The following is a 24,319-nucleotide window of genomic DNA, read 5'->3' as shown; positions in this document are numbered from 1 at the left end:
GGCGTCAGGCGGGCTCGCCCACGACGGTCTTCACTTCCATGAAGTCGGTCAGGCCGTATTTTCCGCCTTCGCGTCCGTTGCCCGACTGCTTGTATCCGCCGAACGGCCCGGCACCGTCCGGCGCCCAGGAGTTGATCGTCACCAGCCCCGCCCGCATCCGCGGCGCGACCTTGGCGGCGGCGGCGGGATCGCCGGAGATCGTCGCTGACAGGCCATAGGGCGTGTCGTTGGCGATTCGGATCGCCTCGTCCTGCGTGTCGTAGGAGGTGATCGTCGCCACGGGACCGAACGTTTCCTCCTGCGCGATGCGCATGTCGGGGGTCACGCCGGTGAACAGCGTCGGCCTGATGAAATAACCGGCATTGCGTCCGTCGGGCCGTCCCGTACCACCGGTGACCAGGGTCGCGCCTTCGTCGATCGCCGACTGGATCAGTCCCTGGATCTTCTCATATTGCGCCTTGTTGACGACGGGGCCGATATGCGCGCCCATCACCGATGGATCGCCGACCTGGGTCGCCTCCATCATCGTCTTCACGATCCGGGTCGCGTCGCCGACCTGCGAGGCATGGACCAGCAGACGGGTCGGGGCGATGCAGCTCTGGCCCGAATTGGCGAGCACGCCCGCGACCGTCGGCGGCAGGACGGCGGCGAGATCGGCGCCCTCGAGCACCAGATTGGGCGCCTTGCCGCCCAGTTCCTGATGGACTCGCTTGACGGTCGCGGCGGCCGCCTGCGCCACGGCGATGCCGGCGCGGGTCGATCCGGTGAAGCTTACCATGTCGACGTCCTTGTGGCTCGACAGCGCGGCGCCGACGCCCGGACCGTCGCCATTGACCAGGTTGAACACGCCCGCGGGCACGCCCGCCTTTTCCAGCACTTCAGCCAGGATTATCGCGCAGGCGGGCGATTCCTCGCTTGGCTTCAGCACCATCGTGTCGCCGGCGGCGAGCGCGGGGGCGACCTTCGCGCAGATCTGGTTGAGCGGCCAGTTCCACGGCGTGATCATCGCGACGACGCCAAGCGGCTCGTGTACCACGCGGGCGCGGCCGAGCCGTTCCTCGAACGTGAAATCGTTCAGCGCCTTCAGGGTCGACATGAAATGGCCGAGGCCGCTCGGTGCCTGGGCGGCGGTGGCGAAGCCGATCGGCGCGCCCATTTCCTGGCTGATCGCGGCGGCGAGATCGGGGATTCGCGCCTTGTATTCCTCGATGATCCGGCCGAGCAGGGCGGCCCGTTCCTCGACGCTGGTCTGCGACCAGCTCTCGAAGGCGCGGCGGGCGGCGGCGACTGCCTTGTCGACATCCGCGGCCGTGCCGAGGGTGATCTCGGTGCAGGCCTGTTCGGTCGCCGGATCGATCACCTCATGGCGCTTGCCGCCCTCGCTCTCGACCCAGGAACCGTCGATATACTGCTTGAGGTAGCTCTTCATCCTCGCCTCCGATTTTTGAACCTGCGGTACGGTTGAGCCGTCTAGATGGCGGTCAACGCGAAACGTTGCAACCTGAAACGCGATGACTATTTGCAACTGATCCCATCAGGAGACCGACATATGGCGCGCGTTGCACGGATCGAGCAGACTGGCGGACCCGAGGTGATCAAATGGGCCGATATCGACCTGCCCGATCCCGGTCCCGGCGAGGTCAGGATGCGCAACACTGCGGTCGGCCTGAACTATATCGACACTTATTTCCGCAGCGGCCTCTATCCGTCCGAACTGCCGGCCGGCCTTGGTGGCGAGGCGGCGGGCGTGATCGAGGCGATTGGCCCGGGTGTGGAGGGCTTTGCGGCCGGCGACCGGGTCGGCACGTTCGGTCCCTCGCGCGGTGCCTATGCCACTGAACGCAATCTTCCCGCGGCGCAGGTGATCACATTGCCCGATACGGTGGACGATCGTACCGCCGCTGCCTTGCTGCTCAAGGGGTGCACGGCCGAATTCCTGATCGAGCGTTGCGCCAGGGTGCAGCCCGGCCAGACCGTGCTGGTCCACGCCGCCGCGGGCGGGGTAGGGCATCTGCTGGTCGGCTGGCTGAAGCATATCGGTGCAACCGTGATCGGCAGCGTCGGCACCGCCGACAAGGCTGAACAGGCACGGGTGGCCGGCGCCGACCATGTGCTGGTCCACACGCAGGTCGATGTCGCGAAGGAGGTTCGCGCGATCACCGGGGGCGAGGGTGTGCCCGTCGTTCTCGACGGCGTCGGCAAGGCGACCTGGGAGGTCTCGCTGGCCGCGACGGCGCGGCGTGGCCTGATCGTCAGCTATGGCAATGCAAGCGGCGCGATCAGTGGCCTCGCGCTTGGGGTGCTGGCCGCGAAGGGGTCGCTGTTCGTCACCCGGCCGACCCTGTTCGACTATTATGTCGACCATGAGGAGCGCCAGAAGGGCACCGATCGCGTGTTCGAGATGTTGGCGAAAGGTGCGATCGTGCCGGAGATCGGCCAGACCTTCGCGCTCGGGGATGCAGCGGAAGCGCACCGCGCGCTCGAAGCAGGCGAGACCAGGGGGGCAACGGTACTCATTCCGTAGTCGTGGCACAACGCGAGCCGTCAAGGAGACAATGAATGGGGTTGGTTCTGCTATTCCTGTCGGGGGCTCTGCTCTGCAATGCCATCCCCCACCTAACCAGCGGCCTGAGCGGTGATCCGTTTCCGTCGCCTTTCGCGACGCCGCGTGGCGTTGGCGATTCATCGCCGCTCGTGAATTTTCTGTGGGGATCGGCGAACCTGTTCCTCGGTGCTGGGCTGATGATCGCCTGGCTACCTGCCAGCGGCTTCATGGCCGGTCTGGCGGCCGCTGCGATCGGCTGGCTCGCGCTTGGTCTTTATCTATCCCTGCACTTCGGCAAGGTTCGACGCCACCGTCAGTCAGTCATCAAGCATCCGGAATAAGGGACCGGTCCCTACCCGAGCGCGCGTGTCGCCAGCCCGGCGCAATCAGCATCGGTCGCGCGGGGGCCCTGCTTGCCGGCGATCGATCGACCGAGTGCCTTGAAGAAAGAGCCCGCGGATTTCGCGCCTTCGGGGAGATGCACGTCGGGCGCCTTGATCGTGCCCGCGACGGTCACCGACGCGGGGAAGCGCAGGATCGTCTTCTCCTTGGGTGCTCCCGTCAGGGTCAGGGCGATCGCTTCCGACGGGAAGCTGATCGTGCCGCGACCGCTGGTCTGGCTGCGCGTCGTGTCGATCAGGAACGGATCGGCTGTCCCGACGCCCCGGCGCATCGCCAGCCGGATCACGACGCAGCGCAGCCCGGCGCGCTCGTCCTTGTCGGTGAAGAGGCCGCGGGCCGCGTCGAAGCCGAGCAGGGAGGCGATCTTCGCCGGCAGCGCGCCATCGCGGGCGACCAGGCCGATCGTGCCGTCCGAACTGCCGACCGCCTCGCGGATCGTGCTGCCAGGTCCCTTGAGCCGCACCCGGCCGTCGACGCGTCCGACGACATCGTCGCCGCCGGCCAGAGTAGGGATACTCGATCCGCGTAGCGCCAGGTCGATCGTCACCATGGGCACGGGCCCGCCGCCGCGCTGGTCGACGAGCGCCGACCCGTCGATCTTTCCGCGCGTCAGGTCGAGGGTGAAAGGAGAGATCGTCAGCAGCTGGCGATCGATGGTCAGCGTGCCGCGCATTGCCGCCAGTGCTGAAGGCTTCTCGCTGATCAGGCGCTTCACCGTGAAGCTGATCGTACCATCGGTGCGAGTGATCTTGCGGAGGTTGATCCGGGTATCGGGCACGAGTCGCGGCCCGATCGCCTGGCGTCTGGCGAGCGCCGCGGCGTGGCCGGCAGGGGAAGAGAGGTCGTCGAAGTCAAGCGCGTCGGAGGCAAGCGTGCCCTTGAGCTTTGTCCGGCCTTCGGCCTTGCGCACTTCGAGCTGCCCCGCAATGTCGGATCGGCCGATGGTGCCTTTCAGTCCGGTGATCTTCCACACGCCGTCGTCGCGTCGGACATGCGTCGTCATGTGGACGGAACGCGTGCCGAACAGTCCCGCCTCGATGATCGCGTCGATGAATTTCAGGTCGGTGGCTCGGGCGGTCACGTCGAGCGCCATGTGGCGGATATCGAGTGGCATATCCATCGTCCCGGCCGCTGTCATGTCGAGCGCTGCGCCGCCGATCGTGGCGCGGAACGGCCAGGGCTTGTCTGGAGCCTGGTCGATCGCGGGGCCGTGCGCGGCGAGCGTGACCGCTTCGCCCCGGACAGTGCCGGTACCGTTTAGCGTCACGCCGGTTTTCGGGTCAGCGGAGATTTTCGCGGTGAAGGCTCTGTCCTGGAACGCGTCGCGATAGGAGAGGCTGCTGTTCGCGATCCGCAGGCTGCGCAGCGATAGCGATCCGCCGGCGCTTTCCCGGCCGGCGCCGGGTTTTGCCCAGCTCACGCGTCGATCCTTGTCGCGGACCAGCACGATATGTGCGCCATCGACCTCGATCGTGCCTGGGCGGAAGCGGCCGAGCAGCAGGGGGAGTACCGGAAAGCGCACCGTCGCGCGCTCGATGCGGATCAGGTTGCCCGGCCCGGCCCAGCCTGCCTGCGGCACGCGCAGATCGCTGATCGCGATCGTGGGCGACAGGGAGAAGCCGTCGAGTCGATCGACCGCGCCGATCGTTACCCGCCGCCCGAACCGATCGCTCAGCTTGGTTTCGATGGTGGATTTGAACATGCCCCACGGCATCATCGCCAGCGCGATCGGGACCACGGCACAAAATACAGCGATACCGCCGGCGACGAGATGGAGCCGCCGGTCGGCGAGGGCAATGCGGATGTTCATCGTGGAAAGGACGAACTGGCAGGCGGTTTCGTTCCGCCTTCCGTCCATCGTCGCCCCGATCAGTCCGACGGTACGGGATCATTGGCTGGCCGCGGCCTGGTCGTGCCGCTGATCGGCATGCGCACGGGCAGAAGCGCCTTGCGATCCGCTGTGGCTTCAGCCGGCCACCGTGTCGGCAGTGCCTCGCGCCGAACCAGATCCAGCAGTGCCGCTTCCGTCGGCCGGGTGGCGCAGGACAGGTGCACCCCGTCAAGACCGGACAGGTAAGCTGCGCTCGCGGGTGAAATACACCATATCCGTCCGCGCCAGCCGTTCAGCTCGATGATCCGGCGAACGGAACGCGCGCCCGCGCGTGAATGGATGACGATCCCGCCCACGCCCGCGGCGAACGCCGCCGCGCCTTCCATATCAGTCGGATCGACCGGCACCGTGTCGTAGACCGGCAGGTGATCGACGCGAAAGCCCCGGGCGGCAAGGGACCGGCTCAGTCCGTGCGCGGTGCGGGGGGAGCAGAATTCCACCACTCTGCCGCCGGGCGGCAGGATATGGGCGAGAAGGCCGAGCAGGATATCCTCGTCGTCCCCGGTGGAGGTGACGTTGGCATAGCCCGTCGACAGCGCGACGCGCGCGATGCCCTCGGATACCGCGAACACCGGAACCGTGTCGTTGACCGCGGGGCGTTGATGATGGCGGACCGCATGCGCGCTGGTGAAGACGATCGCGTCCGGGCGGCCTTCGACCGGTTCGTGGTCGATGGGCCGGGTGCGGATGACCGGCACGACGACCGAGCCATAGCCCATGCCTTTCAGGCGGCGTGCCGTCACGAGATTGTCGGGCGCGGCGCGCGTCACCCAGACAGACATGGGACGCCCTTTCCGCGCGCCGGGTTGGTCGAAGGAGCAGGCGCCCTTTGGGGCGCCGGTAAAGACTGAAAAATCACGATATGGCCATCCGCTGAAAGTCCAGGCGGCCGGATCGGCGGCGCTGGTGTCCTTGGGGGGATAACGCCCGGGCGCCGCGCAAATGCCGCGCGGGACCCGGGCTAGCCGCGTGCGGCGAGCTGCCCCGAATGGTCGCGAAAGCGATGATGACGAGCAGGAATCTGCATTGGGCGAGAATGGTCCGCGAACCGTCGCCTGTCAAACGCCGGCCGGGGCGGAGGCGGGCCAAAAGAAAAGGGCGCCCGGATCGCTCCGGACGCCCTCCCTCTCGAACATGGTCGATCAGTAGGAATAATACATGTCGTACTCGACGGGGCTCGGCGTCATTTCCCAGCGCGCCACGTCTTCCATCTTCAGCTCGATATAGGATTCGATCTGGTCGGGGGTGAACACGCCGCCCTTGAGCAGATAGTCATTGTCGGCCGCCAGCGCCTCGAGTGCCTCGCGCAGCGACGCGCAGACGGTCGGAACCTGGGCGAGCTCCGCCGGCGGCAGGTCGTACAGGTTCTTGTCCATTGCCTCGCCCGGGTGGGTGCGGTTCTGGATGCCGTCCAGGCCGGCCATCAGCAGCGCCGCGTAGCAGAGATACGGATTGGCCATCGCATCGGGGAAGCGCACTTCGACACGCTTCGCCTTGGCGCCCGTGCCGTACGGGATGCGGCACGATGCCGAACGGTTGCGTGCCGAATAAGCGAGCAGCACGGGTGCCTCATAACCCGGGACCAGCCGCTTGTAGCTGTTGGTCGACGGGTTGGTGAAGGCGTTCAGCGACTTGGCATGCTTGATGATGCCGCCGATGAAATAGAGGCAGGTATCGCTCAGGCCTGCATAGCCATTGCCCGCGAACAGCGGCTTGCCCGCTTCCCAGATGGAAAGGTGGGTGTGCATGCCCGAGCCGTTATCTTCCTTGATCGGCTTCGGCATGAAGGTGACGGTCTTGCCGTAAGCCTGCGCGACCTGGTGGCAGACATATTTGTAGATCTGCATGCGGTCGGCGGTCAGCGTCAGCGTGCCGAAGGTCAGGCCCAGTTCGTGCTGCGCGGCCGCGACCTCATGATGGTGCTTGTCGCAGGGCAGGCCCATCTCGAGCATGGTCGAGACCATCTCGCCGCGGATGTCCACGGCGCTGTCGACCGGGCCGACCGGGAAATAGCCACCCTTGGCGCGGGGACGATGGCCGAGATTGCCGCCCTCATATTCGCGGCCGGTGTTGGTCGGCAGCTCGATATCATCGATCTTGTAATAGCTCGTCGCGTAGCTCGTCTCGAACTGCACATTGTCGAACATGAAGAACTCGGCTTCCGGGCCGATATAGATCGTGTCGCCGATGCCGGTGGTCTTGAGATACGCCTCGGAGCGCTTCGCGGTCGAGCGCGGGTCGCGGGCATAGAGCTCGCCGGTCGAAGGCTCGACGATGTCGCAGACCAGGATCAGCATCGGCGTGGCCGAGAAGGGGTCGGTCCAGATCGCGTCGAGATCCGGCTTCAGGATCATGTCGGATTCGTTGATGACCTTCCAGCCGGCGATCGACGATCCGTCGAACATGAACCCGTCGGTCAGCTCGTCCTCGCCGACGACGGAAGAAACCATCGTCAGATGCTGCCACTTGCCCTTCGGATCGGTGAATCGCAGGTCGACCCACTCGATCTCCTGGTCCTTGATCATCTTCAGGACGTCGCTCGCCGAATTCGCCATATACCCCATGCCCTTTCTGGAAATGTCGTTTGCCCGACTCTGTCGGGAATCATGTTTCGCCCGGAGGCCTGCTGTCACATCATGCTGCGCCGCGTCAAATGGCGTCTTCGTTCCTTTCCCCGGTGCGGATACGAAGCGCCGTCTCGACCGGAATGACGAAGATCTTGCCGTCGCCGATCCGGCCGGTCTGCGCGGCGGCTGCGATCGCCTCGACCACCCGTTCAGCGAGCGCGTCCTCTACGACGACCTCGAGCTTCACCTTGGGCAGGAAGTCCACGACATATTCGGCGCCGCGGTACAGTTCCGTATGTCCCTTCTGGCGACCGAAACCCTTGGCTTCGGTGACGGTGATGCCGGACACGCCGACCTCGTGAAGCGCCTCCTTAACCTCGTCGAGCTTGAACGGCTTGATGATAGCCTCGATCTTCTTCACGTCGGTACGCCCCCGGGTAAATGGTTGGCCAGTCCGAGCCGCCAAATCCGTGCGGGCGCCTCTGCCTGTAGCCGACCCTTACAACAAGCGTGCCAGCCGCGCGAGCCAGGAACGCCGCCGGGCGCGTGACGGTTCTGGGATCAACAGATGCCTAACGCTCGTGCAGACGGGCAGGGGCTGCCCTATTTTGCGGCAGTGTCGCGCGTTGTCGCGGCTCAGATGCCGATCAGATAGTCCGGTGGGACATGGTCGGTCAGCCAGACTCCATTGTCCGTGAGGAAAAAGATGTGGCCCGCCGCCGCCATCGTCCCGGCGCGGATGGTGAGGATCACCGCCTCGCCGCGCCGGCTGCCGACGATCGTCGCGGTCTCTTGGTCGGGGGACAGGTGGACATGATGCCGCTGCATTGGTCGCAGTCCCTCCGTCCGGATTGCCGGCAGGAAGCGCTCGACGGTGCCGTGGTAGAGGAATTCCGGCGGCGCGACCTGCGGCCAGCCCAGTTCGACGTCAACCGAATGCCCCTGCCGAGCGCGAATGCGGGTGCCGTCAGCGGACAACTCGAATCGCTGCTTGTCGCTGTTCTCCACAATGGAGAGCAGGCGCTCCCGGCCACAGGCGATCTGCTTGCGGGCGAGCCCGGCGAGCACGGCGTCGACATCAGTCCAGCCGGCGTCGTCGAGCGCCAGTCCGGCTGCATCCGGGCGGTGGCGCAGCCAGAGGGACATGGTTTTGGATAAGGTCTTGTCATCAGTCATCATCGCTCGACTATAGCATAGTCGGTCAACCGGCGGCGTGGACGGCAGGGCGCACCTTGAATCGGGCGCAGCCAGCCGAGACGAAAGCCGGTGCCTCACGCGGACGCCGAAGAGGCTCCATCAGCTTCGGCCACTTCCTGTGCCGCGAGTTCGAGCATCCGCGCCGCGATCTCGCGCTCGCCCATCACCACATGCGCCACCTTCAGCTTCTCCAGATGCTGCACCTCGGCGTCCGAATGGGCCCGCGCGATCACGCGGATCGCCGGGTTGAGCGCCCGCGCCCGCTCAACGACCGCCCCGGCCTCGAAGCCTTCGGGGATCGTGATGAGCAGCTTCACGGCGTTGTGGATTCCCGCCTCCTCCAGGGTCTGCGGGTCGACGGCATTTCCTTGCACGACCGTGACGCCGTCGGCCTCCGCGCGTTTCGCCGGGACGTCCTGGTCCTCGATCACGACGATCTCGCGGCCCCGCGTGGCAAGCTCGCAGGCGATCAGGCCGCCGACCCGGCCATAGCCGACCAGGATGGCATGGCCCGTGCGCGGCAGCGGCCGGGGGGTGTCGTCCTTCTCCCCGTCGGCCTTGCTCAATCGCGACGTGATCAGCGAGAAGATGAACGGGTTGAGGAAGATCGAGATGATCGCACCGGCCAGGATCAGGTCGCGCGCCGCCTGCGGCAAGATGTTCAGGCTGGAACCGAGGCTTGCAAGGATGAACGAGAACTCGCCGATCTGCGCCAGGCTGGCCGCCACCGTGAGCGCGGTGCGGTTTGAATGGCCGAACAGGCGGACGATCAGATAGGCGGCGATCGACTTGCCGAACACGATGATGCCGACGGTGGCGAGCAGCGGCAGCGGCTGGCGCACCACCACCGACGGATCGAACAGCATGCCGACCGAGACGAAGAACAGCACGGCGAATGCGTCGCGCAGCGGCAGTGTCTCTTCCGCCGCCTGGCGGCTGAGCTGGGTCTCGCCCAGGATCATGCCGGCGAAGAACGCGCCGAGCGCGAAGGATACGTCGAACACATACGCCGCACCGAACGCGACACCCAGCGCGATCGCCAGCACCGCAAGCCGGAACAGCTCGCGCGAGCCGGTATGGACCACCCAGTGCAGGGCTGCGGGGATGATCCGCCGCCCGACCACCAGCATCAGCGCGATGAAGCCGGCGACCTTGGCGAAGGTGATCAGCAGCGGCATCATCAGGGACGAGGCCCCGGCGCCGTTCGCGCCGTTGATCACGCCGGCGAGCGGCGGCAGCAGCACAAGGGCGAGGACCATCGCGAGGTCCTCGACGATCAGCCACCCGATCGCGATCCGTCCGCGTTCCGTCTCGACCAGCTTGCGCGATTGAAGCGCGCGCAACAGCACCACGGTACTGGCGACTGACAGGGCCAGGCCGAACACGAACCCGGCGAACAACCCCCAGCCGAGCAGCCAGGCCAGCCCCATGCCGAGCAGCGTCGCCACGGCGATCTGCACCACCGCGCCCGGTACCGCGATCTTGCGGACGGACAGCAGGTCGCGCAGCGAGAAGTGCAGCCCGACACCGAACATCAGCAGGATCACGCCGATCTCGGCGAGCTCGTTGGCCAGGTTCCCGTCGGCCACATAGCCCGGCGTGAACGGGCCGACGATCACGCCCGCCAGCAGATAGCCGGCGATCGGCGACACCTTCAGCCGATGCGCGATCGATCCGGTGATGAACGCGGTGAACAGGGCGGCGACGATGGTGGCGATCAGGGGGGTATGATGCATTGGTTCTCCTCGCTGGGACGATAGGGATTCCGCCGCGCGGGGCGGTGCCGGCGGACCACGGGGGGCCGCCGGCTGGGTATGTGCTAGGGGGCGGTCGTTGCGACGGCGGCGATCATCGCCACGCTTGCCGCAAGGCCGGCCCAGAGGGCGGCTGCGAACCACCAGGGTGGTCGTTTGGTCTTTCTGGCCATCGTTCTCTCCTCGCCGGAAATGTGATGGAAGGCGCGACAGGCGTGTGGGTAGTCCATCATGCGCCTCGCTATGACACGCTCGGCATCCGGCAAGGCCGGTGCCGGGCTTAGGTTTTCCGGGAAGGCGGACCTCGGGGGTAGGCGGACCCGATCGGTGTTAGGGCAGCCAGTGATTGCTGGCCCAGGTTATGGAAGGCGACTACCGCTAGCGGAACGAACCGGAGGGCGGCCATGATGGCCGGCGCGAACAAGGCGCTTCCGGTGTCGGGATCCTGCGCGCGCGCCGCGTCGGTCCGCGCGAGCAGGGAAGCCGGCTCGGCGCTGCGCAGCGCGACGACACTGTTCGATGGATTGAATGCCGAACCGACCGCGCTGGTTTGCGGCAGGCCGACCGGTAGAAGGGCACAGAGAAGCGTCGTCGCGACCGTCAGCCACACCGACCCGGCAAACAGGCGCAGGGCGGTGAAGGTGTTGCCCGGTACGATTATTGGCTTCGCTATCTGCACCGTATCTCCAGACTGTGGCGTGGTGCCTTCCTAGCATAACGGGCCGTTTTCGTAAACGATCCCGACCGCCGCCTTCTTCCCTGTGTCGCCATCACCGTGCCGATCTTCCTCGATGGGCTTTCGTGCCGAAATCTGCATAAGGGCGGCGCGTCCGGAGGGTGACGCTTCTGGGGGATGGTAATGGCGCGAACCGACAATCGGCTGCCGTTGATCGCGTTTATCGTCTTTATCGATATGGCAGGGATCGGGCTGATCATCCCGATCCTGCCGTCGCTGGTCGAAAGCCTGAGCGACACTGACGTCGCCCATGCCGCGCTGATCGGCGGCGAATTGCTGTTCGCCTATGCCGCGATGCAGTTCCTGTTCGCCCCGGTGATCGGGGGGCTGAGCGACCGGTTCGGGCGGCGTCCGGTGCTGCTCGGCACGCTCCTCGTGCTCGCGGTCGACTATGCGATGATGGCCTGGGCGCCGACGCTCGGCTGGCTGTTCGCCGGGCGGATCATCTCCGGCGTGATGGGCGCGACCTGGGCGGCGGCGAACAGCTGCATCGCCGATCTCTATCCGCCTGAACAGCGCGGGCGGCTGTTCGGGCTGCTCGGCGGGGCAGGGGCCTCGGGCTTCGTGCTCGGCCCGGCGATCGGCGGCGTGCTCGGCACGATCGGATTGCGGCTGCCCTTCGTCGCGGCGAGCGTGCTGGCTCTGGCCGGCGCGGTGATCGGCTATGTCATCTTCACCGAGACGCTGCCGCCGGAGCGCCGCCGCCCCTTCACCCTGGCGCGCGCCAACCCGTTCGGCACGCTGGTCCGCATGGGGCGCTATCCCTTCGTGCTTGGCTGCCTCGCGACGATCTTCCTGATGCAGCTCGGTGCCCAGTCGCAACTCTCGACCTGGGGCTATTTCCTGATCGAGCGGCTCCGCTGGTCGCCGCTCGAGATCGGCCTCTCGGTCGCGCTGTTCGGCATCGCCATCGCCATCGCGCAGGGGCTGGTCACCGGTCCTGCCATCGCCCGCTTCGGTGAACGTCGCTGCGCGCTGGTCAGCCTGATGTTCGGCCTGCCCAGCTATGTCCTGCTCGCCTTCGCGTCGACGGGATGGATGATCTATCTGGCCATCGTCATCGGCGCGGCGACCGGTGTCGCCTTCCCCGCGATCCAGGGCATGATGACCACCCGGATCGAGGAGGATGCCCAGGGCGAACTGCAGGGCGCGGTCGCCAGCACGGTCGGCCTTACCTCGATCATCGGGCCCTTGGTGATGACCTGGGTATTCGGCCATTTCGCCGATGCGAAGGGGGTTTACTTCCCGGGGGCACCTTTCGTGCTGGCGAGCGGACTGATCGTCGCAGCCTGGCTGTTGTTGGCGCGCACCATCCGGCGGTATTTTTGAAGCATTGGGTGTGGAATATAATTCCCGCCATATCGGATATATTGCGCCTTGGTTTGTCGGCCCGCATCATGATAGCGAAAAGGGTGGCGTCAGTGTTTTGTAAGCGCCGCCCCCGGGGGAAATATGCGGATATTCGGTACGGCAGCCCTTCTGACTCTGTGCGCCGTGGCGCCGCTTCAGGCTTGGGCGGCGGAGACGATCACCTACACCTATGACGCGAAGGGCCGCCTGGTGAAGGTGGAGCATTCGGGCACCGTCAACAACGGCGTGAAGGCCGAATACACGCACGACAAGGCTGATAACCGCAAGAACCTCAAGGTGACGGGCGCGCCATAGCGTCGTCGGCTCGCGAAGAGCCGCACACCTGATCTGCTGACATTGGAGAATTGCCATGCACACCTCCCGTTTTCGGGCGGCGGCTTTTTGCGCGCTGCTGACATCGACCTTCCTGAGCGCGCCGGCGATGGCGCAGACCGCGCCCGAGTTCCGCCAGGCCGACCAGAATGGCGTGGATCTGGTCCAGGGCGATTTCCTCACCAGCTTCGCGGAAGGGTCGATCGGCTCGGGACAGGCAGCGCTCGAATTGTTGCGGGTGGTCGGCAATAGTGGCTTCAATGGCACGAATGGCATGAGCCAGTGGGACCATATTCTCCTCAATGTCGTCAGCAGCGGCACCTATATCGATTTCGGCACCAGGACCGCCAAGTTTCCGGATGCGCAGGCGAGGGGAGAGACGCTGTCGGGGTCGGGGAGCTCCTATGTCTATGGCGACGGCAACGGTACCACGATCACCTTCGGAGACCCGACGCCGGGGGCCGATATCACCAATTACTGCAACGGCACCGTCCAGCCCTCCTGCATCCTGCTGCCGGGATTGATCACGTCGCCCAACGGCAAGACGGTCTCGCTCGAATATGGCTTCTGGACGCAATGTTCACGCCAGCAGCAGCCCGACGATCCGATCAGTTGCAGCTTTGCCCCACGCCTTGAGCGGGTCTCGAACAGCTATGGCTATTCAGTCGTGTTTTCCTATGCCTCCGACGGCTTCGGAGGCACCGGTGGTCCACCGGCGACCTTCACGCAACGAACGGGGGCGGCGTTTTACAATGCGCAGGCGGGGAGTGCTCCTCTTGCCACCGTAAGCTACGCCTATCCGACGGCCGGCGTGACTGATGTCACTGACATGGGCGGTCGCGTCTGGCGCGTGACCAAGACAACCACCGTCAACGCCATTCGCCGGCCGGGCTCGGCGTCGGACACGACCAGCGCCACGATCAATACCGGCAAGGTCACCTCAGTGGTGAAGGAGGGCGTCACCACCAGCTATGCCCGCAGCGTGAGCGGCAACACGGCGACGATGACGGCGACCAACGCTCTCGGCCAGACGACCACCGTCGTCTCCAATCTGACGGTCGGTCGCCCCACCTCGGTGACCAATGCGCTCGCCAAGACCACCAGCTATCAATATGACGGCAGCCGGCGCCTGACGCGCGTGACTCAACCCGAAGGCAACTACACCGCGTACAGCTACGACAGTCGCGGGAACGTCACCCAGACGCAGATGGTGGCGAAGGCGGGGGCGTCGTCGATCACGACCAGCGCGAGCTATGACGCGGGCTGCGCCAATCCGCTGACGTGCAACCAGCCCAACAGCACGACCGACGCGCGGGGAAACGCCACTAATTACGCCTATGATGCGACGCACGGCGGCGTCACGTCGGTAACGCTCCCCGCGCCGAGTGCCGGCGCGGTGCGACCGCAGACGCGGTACAGCTATACGCTGGTTAACAACGTATATCAGCTGACTGGCACCTCTGCCTGTCAAACGACCAGTTCCTGCGCGGGAACGACTGATGAAGTGGTCAGCACCCGGAGCTACGACGCGAATGGCAATGTCATCAGCGCCTCAAACGGAAATGGCGCGGGAACCCTGATTGCCGCCCGCACGATTACCTCTGACGGGCTCGGCAATCTGCTGACCGTGGATGGACCGCTCGCCGGCACTGCCGATACCGTGCGCTACCGATACAATGCAGCGCGGGAATTGATCGGGACCGTCTCGCCCGACCCGGACGGCGGCGGCAGCTTGAAGAATCGGGCAGTGCGCAACACCTATACCAACGGCCTGCTGACCAGGGTCGAGAACGGCACTGTCAACAGCCAGTCGGACGGTGATTGGGCCACATTCGCCTCGCTCCAGTCGATCGATACGAGCTATGACGCGAACGCCCGGCCGATAGTGCGCACGCTTGCCTCGGGCGGGACGATCTATGCGCTCGCGCAGGCCAGCTACGATGCGCTCGGCCGTGTCGATTGCGCCACGCAGCGGATGAATCCAGCGACCTACGGGTCGCTGCCCGTGGCCTGCACCCTGTCCACCACGGGGACTCAAGGTCCCGACCGTATCAGCAAGACCGAATATGATACGCTGGGCCGCATCTGGAAGGTTACCCGCGCCCTCGGCACCGCCGACGCTTCGGTTGATGTTACCTATGGGTATTCCGACAACGGCAAGGTCCTGAGCGTCACGGACGCGGTAAACAACCGCACTGGCTATGACTATGACGGCTATGACCGGCTGACGGTCACGCGCTATCCGGTGATGACGCCGGGCGCGCAGGCAAGCTCGGCGACCGACTACGAACAACTCGGCTATGATGCCGCCAGCAACGTCACTAGCCGCCGGCTGCGCGATGGTCAGACGATTGGCTATAGCTATGACAATCTCAACCGGGTGGGGTTCAAGGACCTGCCATCGCCGGAATATGATGTCAGCTACCTCTATGACCTGCTCGGCAGGATGACGGTTGCGAGCCGCAGCGACGGGATAACCGATGGCTTCGGCTATGATGCTCTTGGCAGGCTGACCAGTCACAACCAGGGTTTCGGGACGTTCGCCTATCAATATGACCTTGCCGGGCGCCGCACCGTCCAGCAATGGAATGACGGCTTCTACGTCACCTATGATTATCTCGTGACGGGCGAGATGACAGCGATCCGGGAGAATGGTGCTGCCTCGGGCGTCGGGGTGCTGGCAACCTATGGCTACGATAATCTCGGCCGCCGTACCGGCATCACACGCGGCAACGGCACGACCACCAGCTACGGGTTCGACAACGCTTCGCGGCTGACCTCGCTCGGGCAGGACCTGTCGGGAGTAGCCTATGACCAGAGCCTTGGGTTCGGTTACAACCCGGCGGGGCAGATCGTGTCAATGACGCGGTCGAACGACGCCTATGCCTGGAGCGGCAGCGCCAATGTCGACCGCGCCTATGCGGTGAACGGGCTGAACCAGATGACGACCGTGGGCGGCGGCAGCCTTGGCTATGACGCACGCGGCAATCTCACCAGCACCGGCAGCAATACCTACAGTTACAGCGCCGAGAATTTGCTGACCGGCGCATCGGGAGGTACCACGCTGCGTTACGACGGGTTTGGGCGTCTGGTCGAATATACCGGAACGGTACAAACTCGATTTGTGTATGATGGCAATCATATGGCGACTGAGCTCAACAGTTCCGGGGTGGTGCAACGGCGCTATGTCTATGGCCCCGGCGCCGATGAGCCGGTGGTCTGGTACGAGGGTTCGGGCACGAGCGACCGGCGCTGGCTACATGCCGATGAGCGTGGTTCGGTCGTGGCAGTGACCAACGCCTCGGGCGCCGCGATCGGCATCAACAGCTATGACGAATATGGTGTGCCTGGCAGCGGCAATATCGGACGGTTCCAGTACACTGGGCAGGCCTATCTGCCGGAACTGGGCCTTTATTACTACAAGGCGCGCATCTACTCGTCGCGGCTCGGCCGGTTCCTGCAGACTGATCCCATCGGCTATGACGATGGCATGAACTTGTATAATTATGTCCACGGAGACCCGGTTAATGGAATTGATCCATCAGGGTTGAGCTGTGAGAGTGCTAAAGAGGAGGGGGAAGCGGCGGGCGAGCCTGTAGTTTGCGGGAATAGTTCCGGCCCAGGCGGGGGTGGCGGTAGTGGTGGAAATGGCGGCGATGGTAGCGCTCAGCCAAATTTTGATCTTGGTGGTGAGATTGATGCCAGTAATCCTCCTGATATTATAGTTACGGCAATTATCGTGCCGAAACCTAAGTTACAGAAAGCGCCAGAAGCGCCGAAATTTGATCTTAAACAATGTATTACAAATTCAGTGCTTGGAGGTGTAGTGGGGGCGCTCAATCCGATCAACCTCGCGATAGACGTTGGAGGCGCGATCACGGGAGCGCAGAATCGGTCCGCATCGGAAGATCGCCTCTTCAAACCTAGCAACGAACCGAGGCTGCAACGGAGTTGGGGATCGGCAATTCGGATCGGATTAGGAAGAGTGATAACCGCGTCACCTCAAGTCCGAGCGTTCGCTGGGGTTTCTGGTGCTGCGCTTGTAGCATTAAGCGATCCCAGCTGCGGAATTAGCGTGCTTCCTGCTCTAAAGATCAACTCTCCATTTGGCCTTTAAGGGTTTTTATGAGAAATTTATTAATCGGCGTGCTTCCGGTTTTGCTAATATATACATTATTTAGCACGAAGTTCGATTCTGCTTGGATTAATCTAATCATCGGTACGGTATGTTGTGCAATTGTATCTATAGCTGCGGTAAGATCTAAAATAGGGAAGGGTGGTACATATACTTTTTATATATTCTTATTCATTAATATTGTGTTTATTATATTTCTGGTAATAAATTTAATTTTACATATGAATATAAGTCCTGTCATTATTTGGCTATCGTATTTTGCGCTTACGGCTGTGAGCTACGTGGCCGCTGCTGCCTTAGAATCGCATTGAGATCTTGTCGCAAAAGGAAGCTGCCGATAATAGAATAAATGGAATAGGCTAACGGCGATAGTTTATTGATTGATCGGTAGTAATGGTGACAATTTACTAATTGATCGAATCTCGCTATCCTCAGGGTATGGCACGCTTGGCACGTGCAATTGTCCCGCGGCACTTTCACTATGTCGCTACCGATGTCCATGCCTCCCGGCCGGACAGGCATGACAAAAGTCTCCAACGCCCGACCTGCTCTTTCGCGCTTTCCTCCTCGTGAACCTCTCGCCCACGCCCGAAAATCCGCCCCGGCTTTTGTCACACGCACCCTTCGCGGCATCCAGCGGCGCGCGGTTGATTCAATGAACGCCCACTCCCCGCTAAACTCGCCGCCATGTCCAAAGGCCGCCCCAGCGTCTATCGCCCCGACTTCGCCGAGCAGGCGCGCAAGCTCTGTCGCAATGGCGCCACCGATCGCGAGATCGCCGATATCCTCGGCGTCTGCGTGCGCACTTTCTATCGCTGGCGTGCCGAACACGAAGCCTTCGCCGAAGCGCTCAGGGCCGGCAAGGAACTCGCCGACGACCGGGTCGAACGCGCGCTGTACGAGCGCGCCTGCGGTTATGAGTATCAGGACGTGAAGATCTTCAACCCAGGCGGCGCGAAGGAGCCGGTGGTCGTGCCCGTCACCATCCATGTCCCGGCTGATGTCGGCGCGGCGAAGCAATGGCTCGCCAGTCGCCGTCCCCGTCCCTGGGCGGGCGAGAAGGAGCCGGAAGAGACCGATATGTCCCGGCGATGGCTGGAGGCGTTCATGCGCCTGGAAGAAGAGCGGCCGCAAAGGGAGGCAAAGGAGGCCGCGCGCTTCGCCGAATGCGTCGAAAAGCGCGTCGCCGAGGAACTCGCCCGGCGCGGCCTTCAGGAATAGGGCGGCTGGTGAAGGCCCTTGGGGCTGGTCGTGAAGATTTCGCAGCCGTCCTCGGTGATGCCGATCGAATGCTCGAACTGCGCCGAGAGCGATCGGTCGCGCGTCACCGCGGTCCAGCCGTCGTCGAGCAGCTTCACGTCGGGGCGGCCGATATTAATCATCGGCTCGATCGTGAAGATCATGCCCGGCTTCAGTTCCGGCCCGGTGCCGGGTCGGCCGACATGCACCACCTCGGGCGCGTCGTGGAACAGCTGGCCCAGGCCATGGCCGCAGAAATCCCGCACCACGCCGTACCGATGCTTCTCCGCATGGACCTGGATCGCGTTCGCGACATCGCCCAGGTGATTGCCGGGCCTGGCCTGCTCGATGCCGAGCATCAGGCATTCATACGTCACGTCGACCAGTCGCTTCGCCTTTATCGGCACGTCGCCGATCAAGTACATCCGGCTCGAATCGCCGTGCCAGCCGTCAAGGATCGGGGTCACGTCGACATTGACGATGTCGCCGGCCTTCAGCGTCTTTTCGCTGGGAATGCCGTGGCACACCACATGGTTGATCGAGATGCAGCTCGAATGGGTATAGCCGCGATAGCCGAGCGTCGCGGGCACGCCGCCGCGATCGACGATGAACTGGCGGATCATGTCGTCGATATCGGCCGTGGTGACGCCGGGCACCATGTGCGGCACGACCATGTCGAGCGTCTCGGCGGCGAGGCGGCCTGCCTTGTGCATGCCATCGAACGCCTCGCGCCCATGGAGCTTGATCGCGCCTGTGCGGCCGGCGGGCGCATCCGGGGTGACGGTTACATAGTCTGTCATCCCGGCGATATAGCGTGCAACGGCGGACTTTGCGAGGGCGCGGTTACGGGTCTATGCGCTGCCATATGAGCGAGCGCATCTGGACGGCCGGGCTGGTGGTGATCGGGGACGAGATTCTGTCCGGCCGAACCCAGGATAAGAATGTCGCGCAGGTCGCGGCGTGGCTCAACGTGCAGGGCATCCGCCTCGCCGAGGTGCGCGTGGTGCCCGACGTCACGGCGGCGATCGTCGAGGCCGTCAATGTGCTGCGCACCCGCAACGACTATCTCTTCACCACCGGCGGCATCGGCCCGACTCATGACGACATCACCGTCGATGCGATCGCCGAGGCGCTTGGCGTCCCCGTGGTGCATCATCCCAAGGCGCTGGCGGTGCTGGAGCGTTATTACGAGACGCGCGGCGGGCTGACCGAGGCGCGCAAACGCATGGCGCGCGTGCCCGAGGGCGCCGAGCTGATCGAGAACCGCATGTCGGGCGCGCCGGGCATCCGCATCGCCAACATCTTCGTGATGGCGGGCGTGCCGCACATCACCGCCGGCATGCTCGACGCGCTGACCGGGACGCTCGAGGGCGGCCTGCCGGTGATCTCGCGCACGATCGGCTGCTGGGTCGCGGAAAGCGAGGTCGCGGTGCTGCTCGGCGAGGTCGAGCGCGCGCATGAAGGCGTGGCGATCGGCAGCTATCCCTTTTTCCGCGAAGGGAAGACCGGCGCCAATTTCGTCGTGCGCTCGACCGACCAGCGAGTGGTCGATGCGTGCATCGCCGATCTCACCGCCCGGCTCGAGGCGGAAAGCAGGGCGGTGGTGCCCGACGGAATCTAGCCAGTCCTCGATAGCGGCTGGCGCCTCCTCATGCCGGTCCGGCCTCACGGGCAATCGCTGCCCGGAGCGGCAGAACGGGCAACGCCGTGCCAACACGGTGCAACGATCCCGGCCGGATGGTTCGACTTTCTGCTGACAAGACCGATTCGGCCCGGTACTTCGCTTGAGTCAGGGGGGAAGTCTCATGAAGTACCGGCCGGCGACAGCGCTCCTGGCTATTGTGGCGATGCTTTCCGCGTGCGGGGGCGGTTCCTCCACCGCCAGCAGCGGCGGCGGGCCGGTCGGCGTCACCCCGACACCCACCCCGACACCGGTGGCCAGCGGGTGCTCGCTGCGCGAGCGTCAGGACTGGATCGCGGCGCAGTTGCGCGAATGGTATCTCTTCCCGGAGACGCTCCCCGCCAGTCTCGATCCCGCGCCCTATGCCACCGCCAGCGACTATCTCGACGCCCTGACCGCCACCGCGCGGAGCCAGCGCCGCGACCGCTATTTCACCTATCTCACCTCGATTGCCGAGGAGAGTGCCTATTATAGTTCCGGGTCGAGCGCCGGTTTCGGCTTCCGGCTGGCCGCTGATACGGCTGCGCGCCGCATTGCCGTCACGGAATCCTTCGAAGGCGCGCCGGCCCTCGCCGCCGGCATCGATCGCGGCACGGAGATCCTCGCGATCGGCACCAATAGCTCGAACCTGCGTACTGTCAGCGCGATCATCGCGGCGGAGGGTACGGCGGGCGTGACCAACGCGCTTGGCCCCAACACCGTCGGCACCACTCGCCTGCTGCGGGTCGTTGATGTGGCCGGCACGCGCGACGTGAGTGTCGCAAAGGCCGATTTCACGCTGACGCCGGTTTCGTCGCGCTACGGCGCCCGGGTGATCGACGATGGCGGGCGCAAGGTCGGTTATGTCAATCTGCGCACTTTCATCACCACCGCCGATCCGGCCCTGCGCAGCGCCTTCGCCCAGTTCCGCGCGCAGGGGATCACCGAGATCATCGTCGATCTGCGCTACAATGGCGGCGGGCTGATCTCGATCGCGGAGCTGATGGGCGATCTGCTCGGCGGTAACCGTTCGACCTCGGAGGTGTTCGACTACGTCACCTTCCGCCCGGAGAAAGCCTCCGAGAATGCGACCCGCATGTTCGCGCCGCAGCCGCAATCGACCTCGCCGACCCGGCTCGCCTTTATCGGCACCGGGGGCACCGCCTCGGCGAGCGAACTCGTCATCAACGCCTTCACGCCCTTCCTGCACAACCGCTCGGCGCTGATCGGCACCAACACCTATGGCAAGCCGGTCGGCCAGATCGCGCTTGATCGCACCGCGTGCGACGACCGGCTGCGCGTGATCGCCTTCGCGACGCAGAATGCCGCGCGCCAGGGCGCCTATTTCGATGGGCTCGCGCCCTTCATGGAGGCAAGCTGCCAGGCAACCGACGATCTCAACCACCAGCTCGGCGATCCGCTCGAGGCCTCGACTCGTTCCGCGCTCGATTTCCTTGCCGGGCGTAGCTGTTCCGCGGTCGCTTCGGTGGGACAAGCCACTCAATCGACGGGGCAGGCTGCGCAATCGGTCAGGACCTCGGTCGCCGGGGGCGGCCCGCAACGCGAGCTGCTGATGCCCGAACGGCCGGATACGCCGCAACGCGAGGTGCCGGGGCTGTTCTGAGCAGCGCAAGCCGGGCACGCGATTAAAAAGAATGTCATGTCGATACCGGGTCGTTGCGGCGCGCGTCCACGGCGTCTAGGCGTTCCCGCCGATGGATTCGGCATCCGACCACGATCTGCCGGACCGGCGTCGCGCTTCGATTCGCAGCCGCGCCACCTCCTTCCTGCTGGCGCTCGTGCTCGAGATACTGGTCGTGATCGGCCTGTTGACTCTCTCGCCGCATCTCGCGCCACCGGCGCCGAAGGAAAAGGAAAAGACCTTCAGCATCGCGCCCGACGCAAACCTGGAGGCCAAAAAGAACCCAAGCCCGCGCGCCGTCTCGCGCAAGAAGCAGGCGGCGGGCGGCGCCTCGCCAGCACCGCCCTCGCCGACTCCTCCCGCCGCGCCGGAGCCGACCCCGGTCAATCCGTGGCTGAACGAAGGCGATCTGTTCCACGCCGCCGACATCTCGAAACTGCCGACCACGCGCGGCAATGACGCGCCCGGCGCCGGCGACACCGGCGCCGGCAAGGACAGCGGCTCGGCTTATGGGCCGGGCGAGGGGCCCGGCGGCGAACGGCTCTATGACGCTGAATGGTATCGCGAGCCGACCGATGCTGAGCTTTCGACCTATCTCCCGTCGAGCGGCGTCCCGTACGGGAGCTGGGCGATGATCGCGTGCAAGACGATCGCCGACTATCATGTCGAGAATTGCCGCCAGCTCGGTGAATCCCCGGTGGGCTCCGGCCTGGCTCGCTCGATGCGTCTTGCTGCGTGGCAATTCCGCGTCCGCCCGCCGCGGATCGGCGGCAAGCCGCTCATCGGCGCCTGGGTGCGGATCAGGATCGATTTCACCAAGGCCGGGGCGAAAGAGACCAAATAGGTCTCAGCCGGGCCGGGGCAGCGTCACGGTGATGCGGAAGCCGTCGGTCATATCCAGCGTCGCCTCGCCGTGGTGAGCCGCTGCGATCGCTTCGACGAGGGAGAGGCCAAGGCCATGGCCGGGTGTTGAGCGGCTGCGCTCCGATCGCGCGAAGCGCTGGAACAGCGTACCGGCCTCCGCCGGGTCGACGCCGGGTCCATTGTCGGCAACGGATAGCGATATCGTGCGACCGGTCGATGTCAGCCGGACCTCCATCTCCGTACCGCGCGGCGTATGGCGGAGCGCATTGTCGAGCAGGTTGGCGAGCAGCTGGCGCAACAACCGGCGGTCGCCCTGTGCCGCCAGGCCCGGCTCGATCGCTCCCCTTAGGCGATGGCCGCTCGTTTCCGCGTCGGGACGATAGGTGTCCAGCATCTCGGTGACGAGCGCGCTCATATCGACGGTGACAAAGGCACTACGCACGCCGAACGCCTCGATTTCGGAGATGCGCAGCAGTGCGGCGAAAATTTCCAGCAGCTCCCGCGATTCTGCCGCCGCCGCTTCGATTGCCTCGCGGCGTGTGGCACCGTCGCTGTCCACCAGCGCTTCGTCCAGCCGGTTGTGCAGCCGGGTCAGCGGTGTGCGGAGGTCGTGCGCCACGTCGCTTGACACCTGGCGCAGATTCTCCAGCAGCGCGGCGATCCGGTCGAGCATGCGGTTGAGCGTGGCCGAGACCTGGTCGAACTCGCTGCCCGACCCGTCCGTGGGCATGCGCCGGGTCAGGTCCCCGCCGATGATCGCCAGCGCGGTACGATCGATCCGCCGCAGCCTTGCCCGCGTCACCGCGCCGACCGTCCAGGCGCCACCCACCCCCAGCAGCAGCATCGCGCCGAGGGCGATGCCGAACAGCTTGAGGATGGTCGCGTCGATCTCGTCGATCACTGCCCGGTCGGCCGCGACCACCAGGATAAAGCCGCCCGGTAGCAATGTCGTCAGGGCCTGTGCCACCCTGGTTCCGCGCTCGTGATAGAGGAATTCGCGGAACCCTGCTTCTTTCGGCGCGGCCGCATCGAGCTTGCCCGCTATGCGGCGTCCGTTCCGGTCAACGAGGATATAGCCGAGGCTCGCCGTGCTCGACGCGGCATCACGCCGGCGGATCGCGGCGGCGAGCCGGTCGATCCCGGCATGGCCGCTTTCGGCCAGCAACGCTTCTGTCTCGGTCGCGATGCGATGGTCGAGCTGCACCTCGAGCGCTTCGTGAGTCACCTCATACACCACGCCGCCAATACCGAGCGTGATGATCGCGAAGACGAGGCTGACACAGGCCGCAAGGCCGAAGGTCGATCGCCAGGGCGCGCGCATCATCCGCCGCGGATCATGTAGCCGGCCCCGCGCACCGTCTCGATCGCGTCGGTATCGAACCCGGCGTTGAGCTTGGCGCGGAGGCGGCTGAGATGAGTCTCGACGATGTTGGTCTTCGGGTCGAAATCGAAGTCCCACACGCGTTCGAGCAGCATCGTGCGGGTCATCACCCGCCGCGGGTTGCGCATCAGCTCGGCGAGCAAGGCGAATTCGCGGGGTTGCAAGGCGATGCGCCGTCCGCCGCGCTCGACGGTGCGCCGGTCGAGGTTAAGCGCGATATCGCCGACCGCGAGCCTGTTGGGCTCGGCCTGCGCCGCCGGGCGCCGGCCGAGCGCCTGGACGCGCGCGGCAAGCTCCGAAAAGGCGAAGGGCTTGACCAGATAGTCGTCGGCGCCGCCCTCAAGCCCCTCGACCCGGTCAGCGATGCCGCCAATCGCGGTCAGCATCAGGATCGGCGTTGTCGTGCCGCCGGCACGCAGCATGCGCACCAGCGCCAGCCCGTCGAGCCCGGGCATCATGCGATCGACCACGATTGCGTCGAAGGCGCCGTCGGTGGCCTGGAACAGTCCGTCGCGCCCATCCTCGCTGGTGGTGACGTGATGGCCGATCTCGCTCAGCCCCTTGGCCACGAAGCGCCTGGTTTCGGCGTCATCTTCGATGATCAGAATCCGCATCATGCGTCT

The 24,319-nt window shown here is 65.0% G+C and carries 20 protein-coding genes; 9 read left to right on the top strand and 11 right to left on the bottom strand.

The genetic code is table 11. The annotated features are described in order from the left end of the window. Positions 1-4: 4 nt before the first annotated feature. Positions 5-1,429: an aldehyde dehydrogenase family protein gene (locus NDN01_RS14645; RefSeq protein WP_272622349.1), complete on the bottom strand. Its 1,425-nt coding sequence runs from the start codon at positions 1,427-1,429 to the stop codon at positions 5-7. A gap of 120 nt (positions 1,430-1,549) precedes the next feature. On the opposite strand from NDN01_RS14645, the gene NDN01_RS14640 reads away from it, so the two are divergent. Together NDN01_RS14640 and NDN01_RS14635 are read left to right on the top strand one after the other, a co-directional pair. Then, entirely contained in the window at positions 1,550-2,524 is a 975-nt protein-coding gene (locus tag NDN01_RS14640) for a quinone oxidoreductase family protein (RefSeq protein ID WP_272622347.1), read from the top strand. A gap of 35 nt (positions 2,525-2,559) precedes the next feature. Continuing rightward, a complete protein-coding gene (locus NDN01_RS14635; RefSeq protein WP_272622346.1) occupies positions 2,560-2,886 on the top strand; it encodes a hypothetical protein in 327 nt (108 codons plus the stop codon). Positions 2,887-2,897: 11 nt separating this feature from the next. Here the strand turns inward: NDN01_RS14635 and NDN01_RS14630 are convergent, their stop codons facing one another. The 7 genes from NDN01_RS14630 to NDN01_RS14600 all read right to left on the bottom strand — a co-directional run bounded on the left by NDN01_RS14630 (position 2,898) and on the right by NDN01_RS14600 (position 11,035). Beyond that, positions 2,898-4,805 (bottom strand): AsmA family protein, encoded by a 1,908-nt coding sequence (locus NDN01_RS14630; protein WP_272622345.1) that lies wholly within the window; start codon positions 4,803-4,805, stop codon positions 2,898-2,900. A gap of 11 nt (positions 4,806-4,816) precedes the next feature. Then, positions 4,817-5,620: a uroporphyrinogen-III synthase gene (locus NDN01_RS14625; protein WP_272622343.1), complete on the bottom strand. Its 804-nt coding sequence runs from the start codon at positions 5,618-5,620 to the stop codon at positions 4,817-4,819. Between the two features lie 360 nt (positions 5,621-5,980). Beyond that, positions 5,981-7,393, bottom strand: coding sequence for a type I glutamate--ammonia ligase (gene glnA, locus NDN01_RS14620; RefSeq protein ID WP_272628224.1), 1,413 nt, complete (start codon positions 7,391-7,393; stop codon positions 5,981-5,983). A 94-nt stretch (positions 7,394-7,487) separates the two neighbouring features. Beyond that, complete coding sequence (locus NDN01_RS14615; RefSeq protein ID WP_260598561.1) at positions 7,488-7,826, bottom strand: P-II family nitrogen regulator; 339 nt, start codon at positions 7,824-7,826, stop codon at positions 7,488-7,490. 215 nt (positions 7,827-8,041) lie between these two features. After that, entirely contained in the window at positions 8,042-8,584 is a 543-nt protein-coding gene (locus NDN01_RS14610) for an RNA 2'-phosphotransferase (RefSeq protein WP_272622340.1), read from the bottom strand. A gap of 92 nt (positions 8,585-8,676) precedes the next feature. After that, positions 8,677-10,338 (bottom strand): YbaL family putative K(+) efflux transporter, encoded by a 1,662-nt coding sequence (gene ybaL / locus NDN01_RS14605; protein ID WP_272622339.1) that lies wholly within the window; start codon positions 10,336-10,338, stop codon positions 8,677-8,679. 298 nt (positions 10,339-10,636) lie between these two features. Further along, the gene (locus tag NDN01_RS14600; protein WP_272622337.1) at positions 10,637-11,035 is read right to left on the bottom strand and encodes a hypothetical protein; all 399 of its coding nucleotides are present in this window, start codon (positions 11,033-11,035) and stop codon (positions 10,637-10,639) included. A gap of 180 nt (positions 11,036-11,215) precedes the next feature. Here NDN01_RS14600 and NDN01_RS14595 point away from each other — a divergent pair, with 180 nt between their 5' ends. From NDN01_RS14595 to NDN01_RS14580, 4 genes are all read left to right on the top strand, one after another. Further along, positions 11,216-12,421, top strand: a complete 1,206-nt coding sequence (locus tag NDN01_RS14595) for a TCR/Tet family MFS transporter (RefSeq protein ID WP_272622335.1) — start codon at positions 11,216-11,218, stop codon at positions 12,419-12,421. A 123-nt stretch (positions 12,422-12,544) separates the two neighbouring features. Next, positions 12,545-12,757, top strand: a complete 213-nt coding sequence (locus tag NDN01_RS14590; RefSeq protein WP_272622333.1) for a hypothetical protein — start codon at positions 12,545-12,547, stop codon at positions 12,755-12,757. Positions 12,758-12,812: 55 nt separating this feature from the next. After that, positions 12,813-16,892, top strand: coding sequence for an RHS repeat domain-containing protein (locus tag NDN01_RS14585; RefSeq protein ID WP_272622331.1), 4,080 nt, complete (start codon positions 12,813-12,815; stop codon positions 16,890-16,892). A 705-nt stretch (positions 16,893-17,597) separates the two neighbouring features. Next, a complete protein-coding gene (locus tag NDN01_RS14580) occupies positions 17,598-18,131 on the top strand; it encodes a helix-turn-helix domain-containing protein (protein ID WP_272622329.1) in 534 nt (177 codons plus the stop codon). On the opposite strand, the gene map is transcribed toward NDN01_RS14580, so the two are convergent. Continuing rightward, entirely contained in the window at positions 18,122-18,949 is an 828-nt protein-coding gene (gene map / locus NDN01_RS14575) for a type I methionyl aminopeptidase (protein WP_272622327.1), read from the bottom strand. The two genes, NDN01_RS14580 and map, sit on opposite strands and share 10 nt — an antisense overlap. A gap of 65 nt (positions 18,950-19,014) precedes the next feature. On the opposite strand from map, the gene NDN01_RS14570 reads away from it, so the two are divergent. The 3 genes from NDN01_RS14570 (at position 19,015) to NDN01_RS14560 (ending at position 22,295) form a co-directional block, all read left to right on the top strand. Next, the gene (locus tag NDN01_RS14570) at positions 19,015-19,770 is read left to right on the top strand and encodes a competence/damage-inducible protein A (RefSeq protein WP_272622326.1); all 756 of its coding nucleotides are present in this window, start codon (positions 19,015-19,017) and stop codon (positions 19,768-19,770) included. A 184-nt stretch (positions 19,771-19,954) separates the two neighbouring features. Continuing rightward, positions 19,955-21,433 carry a S41 family peptidase gene (locus NDN01_RS14565; protein ID WP_272622324.1) on the top strand — a complete coding sequence of 493 codons (1,479 nt, stop codon included), beginning with the start codon at positions 19,955-19,957 and terminating at the stop codon, positions 21,431-21,433. A 91-nt stretch (positions 21,434-21,524) separates the two neighbouring features. Next, positions 21,525-22,295 carry a hypothetical protein gene (locus NDN01_RS14560; RefSeq protein ID WP_272622322.1) on the top strand — a complete coding sequence of 257 codons (771 nt, stop codon included), beginning with the start codon at positions 21,525-21,527 and terminating at the stop codon, positions 22,293-22,295. A 3-nt stretch (positions 22,296-22,298) separates the two neighbouring features. Here NDN01_RS14560 and NDN01_RS14555 read toward each other — a convergent pair whose 3' ends face one another. Together NDN01_RS14555 and NDN01_RS14550 are read right to left on the bottom strand one after the other, a co-directional pair. Further along, complete coding sequence (locus tag NDN01_RS14555; protein WP_272622320.1) at positions 22,299-23,639, bottom strand: sensor histidine kinase; 1,341 nt, start codon at positions 23,637-23,639, stop codon at positions 22,299-22,301. Beyond that, positions 23,636-24,310, bottom strand: a complete 675-nt coding sequence (locus tag NDN01_RS14550; RefSeq protein ID WP_272628223.1) for a response regulator transcription factor — start codon at positions 24,308-24,310, stop codon at positions 23,636-23,638. The genes NDN01_RS14555 and NDN01_RS14550 overlap by 4 nt, the downstream gene beginning before the upstream one ends. Positions 24,311-24,319 lie beyond the last annotated feature (9 nt).

Origin of the sequence: Sphingomonas sp. QA11 (assembly GCF_028473665.1) — a bacterium.
GTDB classification, from domain to species: Bacteria; Pseudomonadota; Alphaproteobacteria; order Sphingomonadales; family Sphingomonadaceae; genus Sphingomonas; species Sphingomonas phytovorans.
Note: the sequence above shows the minus strand (reverse complement) of the source record. Positions and strands in the feature narration are given on the sequence as shown.